Annotated in this window: 17 protein-coding genes and 2 tRNA genes; 4 read left to right on the forward strand and 15 right to left on the reverse strand. The window is 72.4% G+C overall.

The genetic code is table 11. From position 1 onward, the window contains the following. The 8 genes from HPY23_RS27145 to HPY23_RS27180 form a co-directional block, all read right to left on the reverse strand. Positions 1–950: septal ring lytic transglycosylase RlpA family protein (locus HPY23_RS27145; protein WP_200649704.1), on the reverse strand; the 950-nt coding region annotated here is incomplete at its 3' end. Positions 951–1,198: 248 nt separating this feature from the next. Further along, the gene (locus HPY23_RS27150) at positions 1,199–1,936 is read right to left on the reverse strand and encodes a DUF2459 domain-containing protein (RefSeq protein WP_091882515.1); all 738 of its coding nucleotides are present in this window, start codon (positions 1,934–1,936) and stop codon (positions 1,199–1,201) included. 4 nt (positions 1,937–1,940) lie between these two features. Then, complete coding sequence (locus tag HPY23_RS33905) at positions 1,941–2,144, reverse strand: DUF2283 domain-containing protein (protein WP_175539856.1); 204 nt, start codon at positions 2,142–2,144, stop codon at positions 1,941–1,943. A 240-nt stretch (positions 2,145–2,384) separates the two neighbouring features. Further along, positions 2,385–5,096, reverse strand: a complete 2,712-nt coding sequence (locus tag HPY23_RS27160; RefSeq protein WP_091882510.1) for a valine--tRNA ligase — start codon at positions 5,094–5,096, stop codon at positions 2,385–2,387. 174 nt (positions 5,097–5,270) lie between these two features. Next, positions 5,271–5,897, reverse strand: coding sequence for a PopZ family protein (locus tag HPY23_RS27165; protein WP_175539855.1), 627 nt, complete (start codon positions 5,895–5,897; stop codon positions 5,271–5,273). Positions 5,898–6,037: 140 nt separating this feature from the next. Then, a complete protein-coding gene (locus HPY23_RS27170) occupies positions 6,038–7,408 on the reverse strand; it encodes a TolC family outer membrane protein (protein WP_175539864.1) in 1,371 nt (456 codons plus the stop codon). Between the two features lie 632 nt (positions 7,409–8,040). Next, positions 8,041–8,694 carry a protein-L-isoaspartate O-methyltransferase family protein gene (locus HPY23_RS27175; RefSeq protein ID WP_091882507.1) on the reverse strand — a complete coding sequence of 218 codons (654 nt, stop codon included), beginning with the start codon at positions 8,692–8,694 and terminating at the stop codon, positions 8,041–8,043. 166 nt (positions 8,695–8,860) lie between these two features. Then, positions 8,861–8,934: transfer RNA gene (locus HPY23_RS27180), tRNA-Cys, on the reverse strand. 245 nt (positions 8,935–9,179) lie between these two features. On the opposite strand from HPY23_RS27180, the gene HPY23_RS27185 reads away from it, so the two are divergent. Both HPY23_RS27185 and HPY23_RS27190 read left to right on the forward strand, forming a co-directional pair. After that, positions 9,180–9,255 (forward strand) — tRNA-Asn (locus HPY23_RS27185). A 26-nt stretch (positions 9,256–9,281) separates the two neighbouring features. Then, a complete protein-coding gene (locus tag HPY23_RS27190; RefSeq protein ID WP_091882504.1) occupies positions 9,282–9,647 on the forward strand; it encodes a DUF1328 domain-containing protein in 366 nt (121 codons plus the stop codon). A 116-nt stretch (positions 9,648–9,763) separates the two neighbouring features. Here the strand turns inward: HPY23_RS27190 and HPY23_RS27195 are convergent, their stop codons facing one another. Continuing rightward, entirely contained in the window at positions 9,764–10,000 is a 237-nt protein-coding gene (locus HPY23_RS27195; RefSeq protein WP_091882500.1) for a hypothetical protein, read from the reverse strand. A 453-nt stretch (positions 10,001–10,453) separates the two neighbouring features. On the opposite strand from HPY23_RS27195, the gene sseA reads away from it, so the two are divergent. After that, positions 10,454–11,296, forward strand: a complete 843-nt coding sequence (gene sseA / locus HPY23_RS27200; protein ID WP_091882497.1) for a 3-mercaptopyruvate sulfurtransferase — start codon at positions 10,454–10,456, stop codon at positions 11,294–11,296. 28 nt (positions 11,297–11,324) lie between these two features. On the opposite strand, the gene HPY23_RS27205 is transcribed toward sseA, so the two are convergent. The 5 genes from HPY23_RS27205 to HPY23_RS27225 all read right to left on the reverse strand — a co-directional run bounded on the left by HPY23_RS27205 (position 11,325) and on the right by HPY23_RS27225 (position 15,967). Continuing rightward, on the reverse strand, positions 11,325–11,540 hold the full coding sequence (locus HPY23_RS27205) for a DUF1289 domain-containing protein (protein ID WP_091882494.1): 216 nt from the start codon (positions 11,538–11,540) through the stop codon (positions 11,325–11,327). 121 nt (positions 11,541–11,661) lie between these two features. Continuing rightward, on the reverse strand, positions 11,662–12,492 hold the full coding sequence (locus HPY23_RS27210) for an amino acid ABC transporter ATP-binding protein (RefSeq protein ID WP_060847736.1): 831 nt from the start codon (positions 12,490–12,492) through the stop codon (positions 11,662–11,664). 8 nt (positions 12,493–12,500) lie between these two features. Next, positions 12,501–13,652 carry an amino acid ABC transporter permease gene (locus HPY23_RS27215; RefSeq protein ID WP_091882491.1) on the reverse strand — a complete coding sequence of 384 codons (1,152 nt, stop codon included), beginning with the start codon at positions 13,650–13,652 and terminating at the stop codon, positions 12,501–12,503. Between the two features lie 10 nt (positions 13,653–13,662). Further along, positions 13,663–14,874 (reverse strand): amino acid ABC transporter permease, encoded by a 1,212-nt coding sequence (locus HPY23_RS27220; RefSeq protein ID WP_091882487.1) that lies wholly within the window; start codon positions 14,872–14,874, stop codon positions 13,663–13,665. Between the two features lie 70 nt (positions 14,875–14,944). Beyond that, a complete protein-coding gene (locus HPY23_RS27225; RefSeq protein WP_091882484.1) occupies positions 14,945–15,967 on the reverse strand; it encodes an amino acid ABC transporter substrate-binding protein in 1,023 nt (340 codons plus the stop codon). Between the two features lie 293 nt (positions 15,968–16,260). Here HPY23_RS27225 and metC point away from each other — a divergent pair, with 293 nt between their 5' ends. Further along, positions 16,261–17,448, forward strand: a complete 1,188-nt coding sequence (gene metC / locus HPY23_RS27230) for a cystathionine beta-lyase (RefSeq protein ID WP_091882481.1) — start codon at positions 16,261–16,263, stop codon at positions 17,446–17,448. 102 nt (positions 17,449–17,550) lie between these two features. On the opposite strand, the gene HPY23_RS27235 is transcribed toward metC, so the two are convergent. Then, entirely contained in the window at positions 17,551–18,144 is a 594-nt protein-coding gene (locus tag HPY23_RS27235; RefSeq protein ID WP_091882478.1) for a pyridoxamine 5'-phosphate oxidase family protein, read from the reverse strand. Positions 18,145–18,206 lie beyond the last annotated feature (62 nt).

Raw genomic sequence — 18,206 nt, forward strand, 5'->3', positions numbered from 1 at the left:
GGCGCCGGCGCCCGGGGCGCCTCGGCGATCCTGACCGGCGCCGGCGCGTGCGCGGACGCGCGGACGGGGGCCACGCGGGCGGGGGCCACGCTGGCGGGGGCCTGGCGGCGGATCTCGGGTTCGTCCTCGACGGCCTGTGCCGAGGCGAGCTGCACGGGTGCGACGACCCGCGGCTTCTCGACGATCGGGCGCACCGGCTCCGGCTCGGGCTGGCGGAACGCGAAGGGCTTCGCGTCGTCGCCCGCATCCGCCACCATGATGTTGGCGCCCATCGGCGAGCCGGCGGGCGTGCCGTCGGTGCGCAGGGTCGCCATCAGCTTGCGGTCGTCGCTGCCGCCGACCGAGGCCTTGCCGACATACTCGACCCGGACCTTGGTGGTGCCGCGGCGGCGGAAGTCGAGCGCCTCGGCCACCGCTTGCGACACGTCCATCAGGCGGTCGGCGTGGTAGGGCCCGCGGTCGTTGACCCGCACCACCATCGAGTGGCCGTTCTGCAGGTTGGTGACCCGGGCGTAGCTCGGCAGCGGCAGGGTCGGGTGCGCGGCGGCGACCGAGAAACGGTCGAAGATCTCGCCGTTGGCGGTCTGTCGGCCGTGGAAGGCGGTGCCGTACCAGGAGGCCAGGCCCTCGCGCACGTAGCCCCGCGCGTCCTGGCGCGGCACGTAGGTGCGGCCGGCCACCACGTAGGGCTTGCCGGTCATCTGCCGGCCGCCGCCCTTCGGGATCCTGTCGTTCTCGCCGTAGAGGCGCGGGCTCGCGGCGACGCCGTATTTCGGGTCGATCTCGCGCCCGCCGCTCTTCAGCGCGAGGGTCTTGGGCGTCGGCCCGGCGCAGTTGGCCGCCGCGAGCGCGATTCCCGCCACCAGGGCCCACTTGACGACCGGCACAGGCCGGAGGGCCCCCCGCTCCGTCTCCGGACGCGGAGTACCGCTCTTCGAAGATCCCGCCATCGACCCCTCGGATCCCGCGCCGCCGGCAAGACCCGCCCACCCTGTCGGGGGAGCGGGCCGCGCGGCCGCACAGGGTTACGCTGCACTTGGAGGCAACCCTGCCGGCCTGGCGTAAACGAAAGCGTAACGGCCGCTCTCGCGCGAGTCCCGTCCACACCCGTCCACAGCGGAACCCGGTCCTCGGTGGGACCGCCGGCGAGGCCGGGCCCCGCGCTGCGGCGCGCCGCGAGGCGCCACCCGGTCGATCCTCAGGGCGCGCCGGCGCGCCAGGCCAGATCGAGGACGAGGCCCCGCGGCAGGGTATCGAGGAGAGGCGTCACCGGCAGGCCAGCGGCGTGCAGGAGCCCGGCGCTCCAGTGGTTGCAGACGTGGAGAAGGCCGAAGCGCCCTTCCGCTTCGTAGAACAGGCTCGGTCCGTAGAGCCCCGGCCCCGCCTCGACCGGGCGGCCGTCCCGCAGGGTGAAGGCGGCGGCGAGCGCCGCGGCGAGACGCCCGAACCCGGCCCGCGACAGGTGCAGGGTCACGGTCCCGGCGCCGCGCAGCGCGTCCTCGTCCGCGATCCCGACGACGTGCAGCACCGCCGGGCGTCCGCCCGGGGTGAACAGGGCGGCGAGCGCCAGGCGCCAGTCGAGGGCGGCGAGCGTCGGCACGGCGCGGTAGAAGCCGGCATCGCCCCAGCCGATCTCGAGCGCCGGATAGGCGCCGAAGCGCTCGGTCACCCCGACGAGGGCGCCGGCTCCCGCCTCGGCCGCCGCCCGGGCCAGCGCCTCGCGCGGCAGCAGCAGACCGGAATGCCAGGCATTGGCGACGAGCCGCACCGTGACCGTCTCCGCGCCGGGTGCCGGCGGGTAGAGGGCGGGATCCCCCGCCTTCGCGGTGAGCCAGGCCGCCAAGACGAGGCCGAGGCCGAGGCCGGCGGCGAGGACGAGGCCGAGCGAGGCGGCGTACCGCACGGAGCGCGGCAGGAGGCGCCGGCGGCGCGCCATGCCGTCAGGCCGCCTCGACCAGCCGCCGCAGCTCCCGGTCGATCGCCGGGGGCGCCGAGGATGCGGCGAGGATCTCGAATTCCGCGACGGTCCCGGCGGCGGCGTAGGCGACGCGCCAGCCCGGCCGGACCTCCCGGCTCGCCACTGCCTCCGCATCGCCGAAGCGGACGGACAGCACGTCGGTCCGGGTGTCGTAGCGGCCGGTCACCGGGCGGGACGGGACGGGGCGGGAGCGGAGGGGGAGACGGGGGGGCGGCTCATGCGTGTGGGGAGGTTTCGGGGGGAGGCTTCGGGGTCGCCGGCGCGAGGCGTCGTCGCCCCACGCGCCTGCGCCCGATCCTCGGGTCGGGCACCGCGTGGACGTTCCTCTCCCCGAACGGACTCTCGGCTTCGGCGTGTTCGGCGCCGGTGCGGGCAGCGGCCCGCACCGGATCCCGTGTCGTCGGAATCAGCCCTGCAGCCGGGTCAGGGCGTCCCGCACCTTCTCGCGGCGGGCGATGGCGGCGTCGCGGCGCTCGCGCTGCTCCTCCACCACCTCCTCGGGGGCGCGGGCGAGGAAGTCGGCGTTGCCGAGCTTGGCGTCGATCTTCCCGATCTCGCCGTCGAGCTTGGCATCCTCCTTCTTCAGCCGCGCCACCTCGGCGGCGAGGTCGACCACGCCTTCGAGCGGCAGGGCCGCGACCTCGCCGCGCACGATCAGCTGCACGGCGTTGCGCGGGCTCGTCTCCACGGTGTCGATCGAGGCGATGCGGCCGAGCCGCCGCACGGTGTCGCCCCAGCGCGCCACGCGCTCGCGCACCGCCTCGCTTGGCGCCACCAGCACCAGGGGGATCTGGGCGCCGGCCGGCACGTTCGTCTCCGAGCGGGCCGAGCGGATCTCCGACACGAGGTCGACCACCCAGCCGATCTCGGCCTCGGCCTCGGGACGCGCGAGCCCGCCGAGGTCCGGCCAGGCGGCGAGCGCCAGGAGCGGACGTGTGATGCCGGCCTCGCGCGCCTTCGTCGCCCATAGCTCCTCGGTGAGGAACGGCATGAACGGGTGCAGCAGCACGCAGATCTGGTCGATGATGTAGGCGATGGTCCGGCGCGTCTCGTCCTTCGCCGGCCCGTCCTCGCCCTGGAGCACGGGCTTGGCCAGCTCCAGGTACCAGTCGCAGAACACGTTCCAGACGAAGCGGTAGGCGGCGTTGGCGGCGTCGTTGAAGCGGTAGGCCTCGATCGCCCCGGTCACCTCGGCGACGGCCCGGGCGGCCTCGCCGAGCGCCCAGGCGTTGAGGGTCTGGGTCACGCTCCCCGGCGCGAACGAGGGATCGAGCCGGCAGCCGTTCATCTCGGCGAAGCGCGCGGCGTTCCAGAGCTTGGTGGCGAAGTTGCGATATCCCTCAACGCGTTGCACCGAGAGCTTGATGTCGCGTCCCTGCGCCGCCATGGCCGCGAGGGTGAAGCGCAGGGCGTCGGCGCCGTAGCGGTCGACGAGGTCGAGGGGATCGACCACGTTGCCCTTCGACTTCGACATCTTGGCGCCCTTCTCGTCGCGGACGAGGGCGTGCATGTAGATCGTGCGGAACGGCACCTCATCGAGTGCGTGAAGGCCGAGCATCATCATCCTGGCGACCCAAAAGAAAATGATGTCGAAGCCCGTCACCAGCGCGCTGGTCGGGTAGTAGCGGGCGAGCTCGGGAGTTTGCTCCGGCCAGCCCAGCGTCGAGAACGGCCACAGGCCGGACGAGAACCAGGTGTCGAGCACGTCCTCGTCGCGGCGCAAGGCCACCGGCCGGCCGTGCTTCTCGGCGGCCTGGGCGAGAGCCTCCTCCTCGCTGGCGGCGACGAAGCAGTTCCCCTCCGGATCGTACCAGGCCGGGATCTGGTGGCCCCACCACAGCTGGCGCGAGATGCACCAGGGCTCGATGTTCTCGAGCCACTGGAAGTAGGTCTTCTCGTAGGTCTCGGGCACGAAGCGGGTGCGGCCGTCGCGCACCGCCTGCAGCGCCCGCTCGGCCAGCGGCTTGACGTTCACGTACCACTGGTCGGTGAGGTAGGGCTCGATCACCACGCCCGAGCGGTCGCCGTGCGGGACCGCATGGGTGTTGGGCTCGATCGCCACCAGCCGGCCGCGCTCCTCCATGAGCGCGACGACCTTGGCACGGGCCTCGAACCGGTCGAGGCCGTGCAGCGCCAGGGCCTCGGGCTCCGGGCTCGACCCTTCCAGGAAGTCCGCATTACCGTCGAGGCTTATGCGGGCTTCCTCATCCAGGATATTGATTTGCGCCAGCCCGTGCCGGCGGCCGACCTCGGAGTCGTTGAAGTCGTGCGCCGGGGTGATCTTGACCGCGCCGGTGCCCTTCTCGGGGTCCGAGTACTCGTCGGCGACGATGGGGATCAGCCGGCCGACGAGCGGCAGGCGCAGCCGCTTGCCGACGAGCGCCCGGTAGCGCTCGTCCTCCGGATGCACCGCCACCGCGGTGTCGCCCAGCATCGTCTCGGGCCGGGTGGTGGCGACCGTGAGGGTCTCGCCGGTCTCGGTCCCGGCCTCGTCGACGACCGGATAGGCGAAGTGCCAGAGATGGCCCTTCACCTCGATCTGCTGCACCTCGATGTCGGAGATCGCAGTCTGGAACTTCGGGTCCCAGTTCACCAGGCGCTTGTCGCGGTAGATCAGGCCTTGCGCGTGCAGGTCGACGAAGACCTTCAGGACGGCCTTCGACAGGCCCTCGTCCATGGTGAAGCGCTCGCGCGACCAGTCGCAGGAGGCGCCGAGCCGCTTCAGCTGGTTGACGATGGTGCCGCCGGATTCCGCCTTCCACTCCCAGACCCGGCGGACGAATTCCGGCCGGCCGAGCGTACGCCGGTCGGGCTGCTGCTGCTCGGCGAGGCGGCGCTCCACCACCATCTGGGTCGCGATGCCGGCGTGGTCGGTGCCGGGCTGCCACAGCACGTCCTTGCCGCGCAGGCGCTCGAAGCGGGCGAGCACGTCCTGGAGCGTGTTGTTGAGGGCGTGGCCCATATGCAGCGAGCCCGTCACGTTCGGCGGCGGGATCATGATGCTGTAGGGCTCGGCGCCGGCCCGGTCGGGGCGGCCGGCCCGGAAGGCCTGCGCCTCCTCCCATTCGGCGGCGATGCGCGCCTCGACGGCGGCGGGATCGAAGGTCTTGTCCATCATCGCGGGAAGCAGCCACTCGCCCGGCGCCCGAGGCGCATCCCGTCCGGCGGGACGCGCGCCCCGCGGGCGCCGTCAGAAACGAAACAAGGCCGGCCGCGCGAGCGACCGGCCCCCGAGCCCGCTTTCAAGCGGACCCGCGCCGTTCCGTCAACTGGCCCGCCCGGGCGGGGGCGTTCAGCGCCCGCGGGCGACGCGCTCGATCTCGGCGCGCACCAGGCGCTCGACCATGACCGGCAGGTTGTCGTCGAGCCAGGACTTCAGCATCGGGCGCAGCATGTCCTGCACCAGGTCCTCGATGGTGCGGGCGTTGCGGGTCAGCACCGTGTTGGCCAGCAGGTCGAAGGCGTGGCTGACCGTGGCATCGGTCGCCTGCGACAGGAGCCGCTCCTCGACCGCCGGCGGCACGGGCGGTGCGGGCGGCGGCGGGGCCGCGGCCCGGGGGGGCTCCGGGGGCGGCGGCGGCGGCGCGGGCTCCGGCTCGATCTCGATCGCGTCGAAATCCATCGGCTCGTCGCGGAACTCGATCTCGCCCAGCGCATCGAAGGGGTCGATATTCGGCTCGGGGGCCTTCTCGACCGCCTTGGCGACCGGCTCGGGCTTCGGGACCGGGATCGCGACCTCGGCGAGGTCGAGCACGTCCTCCTCCGGCTCGGGATCCGGCACCGCCGTCGGCTTCGATCCGGCGGCGGGGGGCTCGCCCGGCTTCTGGTCGTCGGCGATGATGCGGCGGATCGAGGCGAGGATCTCCTCCATCGAGGGTTCCTGCGTCTTGTCCTGCGTCTTGGGGCTCGCGGCGCTCATCGGGCTCAACGCTCGAGGTCGGAGGGGAGAGGATCGGGTGGGTCAGAGTACGCAGCGGAGGCCGTCCCGCACAAGCGAAGCGGTCCCCGACTCACACGCAAAAAGGCATCGGCCGGGACGGGCCGCGGCGACCCGGGGGCCTAGCGGCCGTCCGGGGTGCGCACACCGTACCAGAGATCCTTGACCTGATCGTAATGCTGCTTGGCGCTGTACTGTGCCACCGGCACCGCGATGAAGCGGGTGGTGAGGCGGCCGACGGTCTGCACCACCTGGTAGGAGCCGATCACCCGGTCGCGCTGGGCGGCGATCAGGCTGACGCGGGCGCTGAGCAGCTCCTGCTGGGCGTTCAGCACGTCGAGGGTGGTGCGCTGGCCGACCCGGGCCTCCTCGCGCACGCCGTTCAGGGCCACCTCGTTGGCCTGGACCTGGGCCTGCGAGGCGATGACGCGGGCCTTGGCGGCCTCGAGCGCCCCCCAGGCGGTGACGATGCCGGCGCGGACCTGGTCGCGGGTCAGCTCGGCCTGGAGCCGGGCCTGGCCGACCTGCTCCTTGGCCTGGCGGATCTGCGCGTACTCGGCGCCGCCCTGGTAGAGCGGGACGGTGAGCTGGCCGACGATCGAGCCCTGGAAGAAGCGTGTGTTGGCGATCTGCTGGTCGAAGACCTGGGCGGCGTTGCCGGTCACGCTGACCGTCGGGTAGAGCGACGATTCGGCGATCTTGACCTGGGCCTCGGCGGCGTCGACCGAGTGGAGGGCCGAGAGGATCGCCGGGTGCTCGACGAGGCCGATCTCGACCGCCGCCGTCAGGGTCCCGGGCACGAAGCGGTCGATCGGCCGGCCGGGGGCGAGCTGGCGCGGCTCGACGCCGATCACCTGCCGGTAGGTCGCGATGCTGGTGCGCAGGTTGGCCTCGGCCAGGCTGACCTGGGCCCGGGCGCCGGCGAGGCGCGCCTCGGCCTGGGCGACGTCGGTGCGGGTGACCTCGCCGACGTTGAAGCGGTCGCGGGTCTGGCGGAGCTGCTCCTCCAGCACCTCGACGTTGTTGCGGTTGAGCTCCAGCGTGGCGGTGTCGGCCAGCACGGACATGTAGGCCTGCGCCGCCGAGAACAGCGTCGTCATCTCGGTGTTGCGCAGGGTCTCGCGGCCGCCCAGCACCTGCGACTCGGCCTGGCGGGTCTGGTTGTCGGTGCGAAAGCCGTTGAACAGCGTCTGGCTGACCGAGAGGCCGGCGGTGCCCGGCACCAGGGTCTGCTCCGACGCGCGTCCGATCGCCCCGGCGCCGCCCTCCGCCAGCGCGGCCGCGCCGAGCTTGCCGGAGACGTGGCTGACGCCGACGCTCGCCGAGGCGCTGACCGTCGGGCGGTAGCCCGCCAGCGCCCGCGGCACGTTCTCGTCGTTGGCGCGCTGGCCGGCGCGCTGCGCGTTGAGCGTCGGGTTGCCCGCATAGGCCCGCGCGAGCGCGCTATCCAGGGTTTCCGCGGTCGCGCCCTGGCCCGCCATGGCGAGGGCCATGGCGGCGAAGCCGCCCAGCCGTAGCCCGCGGAACGCCCGAGTTCCTGTGTCCGTCACGCCTGTCTACCCTGTGCGGCTAGCTCACGATGACCGGCCCTGCGCCGTTGGGCGGCGGAGCCGATTCGCCATCTCGCTGTGCCCACCTCGAGGGAGACCTTAACCGAGGGCGGTTCCCGGGGCACGGCCCCCGCGGCGCCGATGGCTCTGTTTGCCCGGCACTGCCGCAAAAAAGCGACAGGTTCCCCCAGGCAGAAATCCTCGACGGACATTCCGGGGGCCTGCGGCGCGCCCGCCCGCATCCCCGATCGTCATCCGGCCGGGATCGACCGGATCGTGTCGGGTTTTGGTAAAGGAAGCGTTTCGGTGTGCGGTAGCGCACGGGAGCCCGCCGGCTCGCACCGGGTCTGCGGCCGCCGCGTCCCCGCCGTGCCGGACGGAGTCGGCCCGCGCCGGGAGGCGCGTCGTGCGAAATCGGACGGAGCGGTCGCAGCGCGGATTTCGGCTTCGCTCGAGCGCCGCGCCGGCTGACGACACGAGATCCGGAAGCGATCGTCCGGATCTCCCGTCATACGCTTGCGATCGCTCGCGCGGCGACGGCTGCGCGAGCGCTCCCGCGAGGCGGACAACCGGGCTCAGAACGCGAAGCCGGCCTCGACCGCGAAGGCGCGCAGCGGCGGCAGCGTGGCGTCGAAGAGCGGGCGCGAGCCGAAGGCGTTGCCCGAGCGCACCCACAGGGTCGCCTTGGCCGGGCGGCCCTGCCCCTGGACGCAGGCGAGGCGCCCGCCATCGGCGAGCTGGTCGAGCAGGGCCTGCGGGCGCCGCTCGACCTGGCCTTCGACCAGGATCGCCGCGTAGGGAGCGTGGCCCGGCGCGCCCGTCTCGAGCGGGCCGGCCTCGACGGTGACGCCCTCGCCCAGCCGCTCGCGCGCCGCGGCGGCGAGGCCGGGGAGCGACTCGAGGGCGACCACCTCGACGCCGAGGCGGCGCAGCACCGCGGCGCCGTAGCCGAGGCCCGTGCCGACGTCGAGGGCGCGGTCGCCGGGCTTGAGGGCCAGCGCCTGGATCAGCCGCGCCAGCACCATCGGGGCCGGCATGAAGCGGGTCTCGCCGTCCTCGGCGCCGACCGCCTGGGGCTGGTCGATATAGGCGAAGGCTTCCCGGTCCGCCGGCATGAACCGCTCGCGCGGGACGGCGTCGAACGCGTCGAGGAGCGCGATGTCGGTCACGTCGAACGTCCGGAGCTGGCAATCGACCATGAGGCGGCGCGCTTGCGCGTAGTCGAGCATGAACGTCTCTGGAGAGCTTGAGCGACGGCCAAGCCGCGACGGTCAAGCCGCCGGGCGACGCGGTTGTGGTGGATCGCCGGCCAAAAGGCAAGGATCCGGGCGGCACGGCGCACGGGGGTGCACTGCGCCGGGTCGAACGATGTCTCGGAAGAACAAGGAGAATGGATGGAGGCCTCGCCCGGAATCGAACCGGGGTGCAAGGATTTGCAGTCCTCTGCGTAACCACTCCGCCACGAGGCCATCCGGGCCGGTTCGCAACCGGCGATCGAGCGGGCCGGATCCGATCCGGTGCGCCGTCTCCCCGGCATCGGGCGGACGACCCGGGGACGAGGGGTCATTAGCAGGACCCGGCCCGGCTCCGCAACAGGGTCCTGCCGCAAAACCGCGGCCGGCGGCGACGAAATGGAGCCGGCTCGCGAAAATCCGATCCGACCCGGAAAATCCCTTGCGCGCCCTGCCCGGCTTGGGTAGTGCTCCCGCCGCGATCCCCGATAGCTCAGTTGGTAGAGCAGGCGACTGTTAATCGCCTTGTCGCAGGTTCGAGTCCTGCTCGGGGAGCCACTCCCTTCCGCACAGCGTTGAACGGCATGCGCGCCGCCCGTCCGGGGCCGGCGCTGTCTCGCGTGGTGCGGGGCACACGGACGGCCTCCGGCTTTCATCCGAAAAAATCGACGGAACCTGTCGCCCGGTCCATCAGTTTCTCGTTCAACTTGCTGCAACGCTTCACCGCACGGCGCCGCGAAGCAATCAGGCAGCGATTGACACGGGAGTTTCCAATGATCGGCTGGGCAATCACCTTCCTCGTCGTCGCCCTCGTCGCGGCTCTGCTGGGTTTCGGCGGCATCGCCGGCACCGCCATGGAGGCGGCCAAGATCGTGTTCTTCGTGGCGATCGTGCTGTTCGCCGTTTCGGCCATCTTCGGCCTGATGCGCGGCCGCTCGCCCCGGATCTGACGCGGGACGACCGGCGGGCCGCGACGGCCCGCCCCTCGCGAACGAGGCGGTCCTTCGGGGCCGCCTTTTTCTTTGGCGGCCCTCTCCTGTCGTCGGCGGGTGTCCTCGGCGGGACCTCAGGCCTCGGCGAGGCGCAGGAGCGCCCCGGCCGGCCGCGGCATCGGATGCGGACGGGCCCTGCGCGGCACCAACCGGTGCACCGTGGCCGAGGGCGGCTCGGCGGGTGGCGCGAGCCGGGCGGCGCGGGCGGCACGCCAGTCGGCGAGCAGGATCGCCGCCGCCAGGTAGCCGAGGGACGATACCACCACTCCATCGGGACGGATCGGCGGTTCGAAGCGGGCCGTCGCCTTCATCGCAAAGCCTCCCTGCCGCGCCCAGCGCGGTTGTCGCGCCCGGCGCGGTGTCGCGACGGTGCGCGGATCGGCCGAGGCGGCGGCCCCGCGGCGCCGGGATCGGCGCGACGACCCGGGGATCGGTCCGGCGCAGATCGGTCCGTCGCCCGGGGCGGGCGGGCCAGGCAGCCCTCGGAGTCTCACCGCCTGGCCCGTCGACCACGCCCGGCCGTGCAAGGGAGAGTGGACACGGCGGGTGCAGTGGACGCTACGTCGCAAACGCCGTGCCAGGTGTGGCGAGTCGGAGGGGCCTTCCCCTCGCCCGCCGCCTCGCCCGATTCGGCGGCGGCGGCGCCCGGAAAGCGAGCACGTTGCCCCGGACGGGTCCGACGCTCTACCTATGGGTGAGACGGGTCTCGCGGCCCGATCCTGCAGGAACGGGCCCGCGCGGCCCCGCTTCGGAGACAGACTGGCATGTCGATCGGCCCCTTCGTCACGGTGGACTGGCTCGCAGAGCGGCTCGCGGCGCCCGACATCGTCGTGGTCGACGGCTCCTGGTACCTGCCGGCGATGGGCCGGGACGCCGAGGCCGAGTTCCGCGCCGCGCACATCCCGGGGGCGATCCGCTTCGACATCGACGCGGTGCGCGACGAGGCAAGCGCCCTGCCCCACATGCTGCCCTCGCCGGAGGCCTTCGCCTCGCGGATGCGCCAGATGGGCATCGGCGACGGCATGACGGTCGTGGTCTATGACGGGATGGGCCTCTTCTCCGCCCCGCGGGTGCGCTGGACCCTGAAGGCCTTCGGCGCCCGCGAGGTCGCGGTGCTGGAGGGCGGCCTGCCGGCCTGGGTGGCGGGCGAGCACCCGGTCGAGGAGGGCGAGGCGCGCCCGCGCGACCGGCGCCACTTCACCGCCCGGCTCGACCACTCGGCGGTCGCCAATGTCGGCGACGTGCAGCGGGCGCTGGCCGGCTCGGCCCAGGTGGTCGATGCCCGCTCGGCCGCCCGCTTCGCCGGCGAGGAGGCCGAGCCGCGCCCCGGCGTGCGGCCGGGCCACATGCCGGGTGCCCTCAACCTGCATTACGCGGCCCTGCAGGAGAACGGCCGGCTCAAGGACGAGGCCGCGTTGCGCGAGGCGGTCGCCCGGGCCGGCATCGACCTCGACCGCCCGGTGGTCGCCACCTGCGGCTCGGGCGTGACCGCGGCGATCGTCGGCATCGCCCTCGAGCGCCTCGGCCGCCCGCCCCGCTCGCTCTACGACGGCTCGTGGTCGGAATGGGGCGCGCGCGAGGACCTGCCGGTCGCGACCGGGCGGTGACCGGTCGCCGGCGCCGGGCCCCGGGGCATCAGGCGCCCCGGGACCGTCCGCCCGGCTCGGGGTCGCGGGGCGGCGGTCCCAGCTGCTGCATCCGGCGCGGCAGCTCGCGCAGGAGCGCGGAGCGCCGGTAGGGCGTGAGCTTCCGCCACGCCTTGATCTCCGGCACGGTGCGGCCGCAGCCCAGGCACCAGCCGGTCCTGCCGTCCCACGCACAGACCCCCGTGCAGGGATCGTCCTTCTTCATCGCAAGGCATCTCCGTGCCGCCACGCTCGACGCGGCGGCCGAGGGGAGGTCCCTACCGGGCCCGTGCCGGAAAGGCACCCGCGATCGGGGGCGGGCCTGCGCCCCACGCAGGCCCGGGTCCTCAATGCAGGATCTGGCTCAGGAACAGCCGGGTCCGCTCGTGCTCGGGCGCGCGGAAGAACGCCTCGGGGGTGTTCGATTCGACGATCTGGCCCTCGTCCATGAAGATCACCCGGTCGGCGACCTGGCGGGCGAAGCCCATCTCGTGGGTGACGCAGAGCATGGTCATGCCCTCGTCGGCCAGGCCCACCATGGTGTCGAGCACCTCCTTGACCATCTCGGGATCGAGCGCCGAGGTCGGCTCGTCGAACAGCATGATCTTGGGCGCCATGCACAGCGAACGGGCGATGGCGACGCGCTGCTGCTGGCCGCCGGAGAGCTGGCCCGGATACTTGTGCGCCTGGTTGGGGATCTTCACCCGGGTCAGGTAGCGCATGGCGACCGCCTCGGCCTCGGCCTTCGGCATCTTCTTCACCCAGATCGGCGCCAGCGTGCAGTTCTCGAGCACGGTCAGGTGCGGAAACAGGTTGAAGTGCTGGAACACCATGCCGACCTCGCGGCGGATCTCGTCGATCCGCTTGAGGTCGTTGGTGAGCTCGATCCCGTCGACGACGATGCGGCCGGCCTGGTGCTCCTCCAGGCGGTTGATGCAGCGGATCAGGGTCGACTTGCCGGAGCCCGAGGGGCCGCAGATCACGATCCGCTCGCCCTTGCGCACGGTGAGATCGACGTCGCGAAGCACATGGAAGGCGCCGTACCACTTGTTGACCCGCTCCAGCGACACCGCGGTCGGCGCGCTGGCGAGCCGCGCCGCCGAGGTGTTGCGGGGCGCGAGATCCGGGTCGGTCTCCGGCAGGAGGACGGGGGTGCCGGGGGCGGGAGAGGAAGCCATGGGGGGATTCACCGTGTCTGGCCGGCCGCGAGCCGCCGCTCCATGAAGCGGGCGTAGCGGGACATGCCGAAGCAGAAGACGAAGTAGAACAGGGCCGCGAAGGCGTAGCCGGTCATCACCACGGTCGGCGCCGCCCAGGCGGGATCGACCCGGGCCGATTCGATCGTGCGGATGAAGTCGAAGATGCCGACGATCGAGACGAGGCTCGTATCCTTGAACAGCGCGATGAAGCTGTTGACGATGCCCGGGATCACGATGCGCAGGGCCTGGGGCAGGATGATCAAGCGCATCCGGTGCCAGGGGCTCAGGCCCAGCGACATCGCCCCCTCGGTCTGGCCCCGCGGGATCGCCTGCAGGCCGCCGCGCACCGTCTCGGCCATGTAGGCGGCGGAGAACAGCGCGATGCCCACCAGCGGCCGCACCAGCCGGTCCACCGTGACGTCGCCGGGCAGGAACAGCGGCAGCATCACGTTGGCCATGAACAGCACGGTGATGAGCGGCACGCCGCGCCAGAACTCGATGAAGATGACGCAGAACAGCCGCACGATCGGAAGCCGCGAGCGCCGCCCGAGCGCCAGGAGGATGCCGAGCGGCAGCGCCGCGACGATGCCGACGAGCGACACGATCAGGGTCACCAGCATGCCGCCCCACAGGGAGGTCGGCACGGCAGGCAGCCCGAGCGCCGGCACCCCGGCGAGCAGCCCGTAGGAGACGAGCGGGAAGACGACGAAGAAGTAGAGCGCGCCGAGACCGCGCTTGGGCGCGTCGAGCCACAGCATCCACCCGACCCCGACCGCCATCAGGGCGAAGAAGACGTTGGGCCGCCAGCGTTCCTCGACCGGGTACGAGCCGTAGACGAAGTAGTTGATCTTGTTCGCCACGAAGGCCCAGCAGGCGCCGACCGGGCGGCCCAGGACCTCGGGCCGGCAGGCGTCGCGGTTCTCGCCGGTGAAGACCGCGTCGATCACGAGGAAGCGCAGCAGCGGCGGCAGCACCAGCGCGACGACGGCGAGCGCCGCCAGCGTCATCACGGTGTTGGCCGGGCTGGAAAACAGGTTCTGGCGCAGCCAGGCGAGCGGCCCGGCGACCAGGGCGGGCGGGGCCGAGGCGGGCACCGGCTCGCGGCGGACGAAGGTGAGCGTCGGGGATCCGGCGGTCATGATGGGCGCCTCACCGCTCGATCAGCGCGACGCGCCGGTTGTAGAGGTTCATCACGAAGGCGGTGACGAGGCTGATCGTCAGGTAGACCGCCATGGTGATCCCCACCACCTCGACCGCCTGGCCGGTCTGGTTCAGCACCGTGCCCATGAAGACCTGGACGAGGTCCGGGTAGCCGATGGCCACCGCCAGCGACGAGTTCTTGGTGAGGTTGAGGTACTGGCTCGTCAGCGGCGGCACGATCACCCGCATCGCCTGCGGGATCACCACCAGCCGCATCGTCGGGCCGGGCTGCAGGCCCAGGGCCCGGGCCGCCTCGGTCTGGCCCTTGTTGACCGCCTGGATGCCGGCCCGCACCACCTCGGCGATGAAGGCCGCGGTGTAGACCGTGAGCCCGACCACGAGGGCGACGAATTCCGGATAGAGCTGCATCCCGCCGCGCAGGTTGAAGGTGCCCTTCACGGGAAACTCGAGCGCCACCGGGGCGATCCCGAGGAGCGCCAGCACCCCGTAGGCCAGGAGCGGCAGGCCGAGGACCAGCGCCAGCCCGACCGTCAGCACCGGCAGGCGCCGGCCGGTCTTCGCCTGCTCGCGCCTGGCATGCGCCCGGAAGACCAGCGTGCCGACGATCCCGACCAGGAGGGCGATGGGCAGCGCCCAGGCATCCGCCGCCAGCAGGGGCTTGGGCAGAAAGAGGCCGCGCTGGTTGAGGAAGACGGACGACCCCAGCGCGTAGGAATCGCGGGCGCCCGGAAGGCTCGCCAGCACCGCGACGTACCAGAACAGCAATTGCAGCAGCAGCGGGATGTTGCGCAGCACCTCGACGTAGACCGTGGCGAGGGTGCGCACGATCCAGTTCGGCGACAGCCGCGCCACGCCGACCGTGAAGCCCAGGATGGTGGCCAGCACGATCCCGATCACCGCCACCATCAGGGTGTTGGTGAGCCCGACCAGGAAGGCGGTGCCGTAGGTCGAGGTCGCGGCCGCGAACGGGATCACCGTCTGGTTGACGTCGAACCCGGCGGTATTGCCGAGGAAGCCGAAGCCCGAGGCGACGCGGGCGTTGCGCAGGTTCTCGGCGGCGTTGCCGATCGCGATCCAGGCCACCACGCCCACCGCCAGCAGCAGCAGGATCTGGTAGGCCGCCCCGCGGATGCGGGGATCGTAGAGGGGCGAGACCCGGGGCGGACCCGAGCGGGACTCGGCCGGAAGCTGCGTCGGCAAGGGGGCGTGCTCGCGTCTGTGGTTGTCGGGGCGGCGCCCGGGATCGCCGGGCGCCGCGTCTGTCAGGCGGTCAGCGGATCGGCGGGCCGTATTGCAGGCCGCCCTTCGACCACAGGGCGTTGAGGCCGCGCTGGATCTTCAGGGGCGAGCCCTGGCCGACGTTCTTCTCGAACACCTCGCCGTAATTGCCGACGAGCTTGATAATCCGGTAGGCCCAGTCGTTGGTGAGACCCAGATCGGTGCCGTACTTGCCCTCGGTGCCGAGGATGCGCTTGACGTCCGGGTTGTCGGTCGACTTCACCATCTGGTCGACGTTCGCTTGCGTGATGCCGGCCTCCTCGGCGTTCAGCATCGCGTAGTGGGTCCAGCGGACGATGTCGGCCCACTGGGCGTCGCCCTGGCGCACCGCCGGTCCGAGCGGCTCCTTCGAGATGATCTCCGGCAGCACGATGTTGTCGTCGGGGGCCGAGGCGCGCAGGCGCTCGGCGTAGAGGCCCGAGGCGTCGGTGGTGAAGGCGTCGCAGCGGCCCGCATCGTAGGCCTTGAAGGTCTCGTCGGCGCTGGCGAAGGCCACGACCTCGTATTTCAGCTTGTTGGCCCGGAAGTAGTCGGCCAGGTTCAGCTCGGTGGTGGTGCCCTGCTGGGTGCAGACCGAGGCGCCGTCGAGCTGCTTGGCGGACGCGACGCCGAGCTTCTTCTTCACCATGAAGCCCTGGCCGTCGTAGAAGTTGACGGCCGGGAAGTCGAGCCCGAGCGTGGTGTCGCGCGACATCGACCAGGTGGTGTTGCGCGACAGGATGTCGACCTCGCCCGACTGGAGCGCCGTGAAGCGGTCCTTGGCCGAGAGCGGGATGAAGCGGACCTTGGTGACGTCGTTGAAGATCGCCGCGGCGAGCGCCCGGCAGAAATCGACGTCGAGCCCGGTCCAGCGGCCCTGCGCGTCCGGCACGCCGAAGCCGGCCAGCCCCGGGTTGGAGCCGCAGGAGAGGTAGCCCTTCTGCTTGATGCTGTTGAGCGTCCCTTGCGCCTGGGCGGCGCCGGCCAGCAGGGTGGCGCCGAGCCCGAAGGCCAGGGCGGCGACGATTCTCTTCATGCGGACTTCCATCTCCCGTTCCGGTTGCGGCGCCGTGGGGCCGCCGCCCGATTGCTCAAGCGCGAACGCTGCCTAAGCAAGAGGCATTCCAGGCGAAGCGGGCTGTCCGGTCAAGGGGTTGGTGCGTGCGACGAACAGCGTAGGCGGAGCCGCCGCCGGGTTGCGCCGGGCGCAACGTTCTCGCGGCAGACCGTCACCGCCCAGGCTTGACGGCGGCGGGTGGTGCGGGATGTGCTCGGCCCCGATCTTCCGTCCGGTTTCCGGACGCCCGATCCCGCCACGCCAGAGGCCCGATGAGCATCACCCCGCCCCGCGACAAGAGCCGCCTCGGCACCCGCACCCGCCTGGTCCATGCCGGCCGCGACCCGTCGCAGCAGCACGGCTTCGTCAACACCCCGATCTATCGCGGCTCGACCGTGCTCTACGAGAGCTACGACGCGATTCAGAACCGGCGGTCGGAATACACCTACGGCACCGCCGGCACCCCGACGATCCGCTCCCTCGAGGCCGCCTGGACCGAGCTCGCGGGCGCCGCCGGCACGGTGCTGACGCCCTCGGGCCTCGCCGCCGTCACGGTTGGGCTGCTGTCCTGCCTCAAGGCTGGCGACCACCTCCTGGTGACCGATTCCGCCTACCGTCCGACCCGGGTGTTCTGCGACGGGTTCCTCGCGCGGTTCGGGGTCGAGACCACCTACTACGACCCCACCATCGGGGCCGGCATCGCGGCGCTGATGCGCGGGAACACGGCCGCCGTGCTCACCGAGGCGCCGGGCTCGCAGAGCTTCGAGATGCAGGACATCCCGGCCATCGCGCAAGCCGCCCACGCGCGCGGCGCCTGCGTCCTGATGGACAACACCTGGGCGACGCCGCTGCTCTTCCCGCCGCACGAGCGCGGGGTCGACATCGCCATCGAGGCCGGCACCAAGTACCTGTCGGGCGGCTCGGACCTGCTGCTCGGCCTGACGTCCGCCAATGCCAAGTACTGGCCGGCCCTGCGCCGGACCTTCGACCAGTTGTCGATGTGCGCCGGGGCCGAGGACGTGTTCCTGGCGCTGCGGGGCCTGCGCACCCTGCCCTTGCGCCTGCGCGAGCACGGCGAGCAGGCGCTCGCCCTCGCCCGCTGGTTCCAGGGCCGGCCGGAAGTCGCCCGGGTGCTCCACCCGGCCCTGCCGGAGGATCCCGGCCACGCGATCTGGTCGCGCGACTTCCTGGGCTCCTCGGGCCTGTTCTCGATCATCCTCGAGCCCTGCCCCGAGGCGGCGGTGGCGGCGATGCTCGACGGGCTGGAGCTGTTCGGGATGGGGTTTTCCTGGGGCGGATTCGAGAGCCTGGTGATCCCGTTCGACTGCGCGCCCTATCGCAGCGCCAACCCCTGGGCCCCGGGCGGGCCGGGCCTGCGGTTCCAGATCGGGCTCGAGGACCTCGACGACCTGAAGCGGGACCTCGACGCCGGGTTCGCGCGGCTGCGGGCGGCATCGTGAGGCGGTGACGGCGCCTCGCTCGCGCCGCATCCGCCGCGCGCCATGCTCGGCCTGGATGGCCGGCGGCGGAACCTCGGGGGCGATCGAGCCGGCCGGGGCCCGCTACGGCGCCAGCCAGGTCGCCGCCGGCTCCTTCCCGTCCCAGCTGAACAGCGCCCGCCGGTGGCCCTGGCGGGCGAGGTACAGGAACTCGAGCCGGGCGGCCGTCAGCACGACCACGCGGAACTCCGCAAAACCGGCCTCCACGCCGTCGTCGTCGCGGGGCTGGGCGTAGGCGCCGCCCTCGGCCAGGGGCGTGCCGGGCCCGGGCGCGGTGGCGTAGCCGATCTGGCTCATCGGCCGCGACGCCGCCCAGGCGGCGCGGGCCACCGCGTCCTGCCCGTGCAGGCGGGCCGTGCCCTCGATCCGGACCTGGATCTTGGCCTTGGGATCGTAGGCGTGGAGCGAGACCCGGGGATCGGCGGCGATCTCGGCGGCCTTGGCGGAGCGGGCGTCGCAATGGACGCGCAACGACCGGGCCGCCCGGTCGACCCCGCGCAGCACCACGGTGCGCAGGCGCGGGGCGCCGTCGCGGCCGATCGTGGCGAGGGCCGGCGTGTGAAAGCCGCTCTGGTGGGCCGCGCCCTCCTCCAGCCGGCGCCAGGCCTCGGCGAGGCAGCCCGCGAGGTCGTCGTAGAACGCAGGCGTCTCGGTCATGGTGGCTCGCGCGGATCCGGTTCGTTCACCAATCTAGGTCACGATCCGGGGAACCGGGATGC

The sequence above is a fragment of the Methylobacterium ajmalii genome (assembly GCF_016613415.1).
Classification (GTDB): Bacteria; Pseudomonadota; Alphaproteobacteria; order Rhizobiales; family Beijerinckiaceae; genus Methylobacterium; species Methylobacterium ajmalii.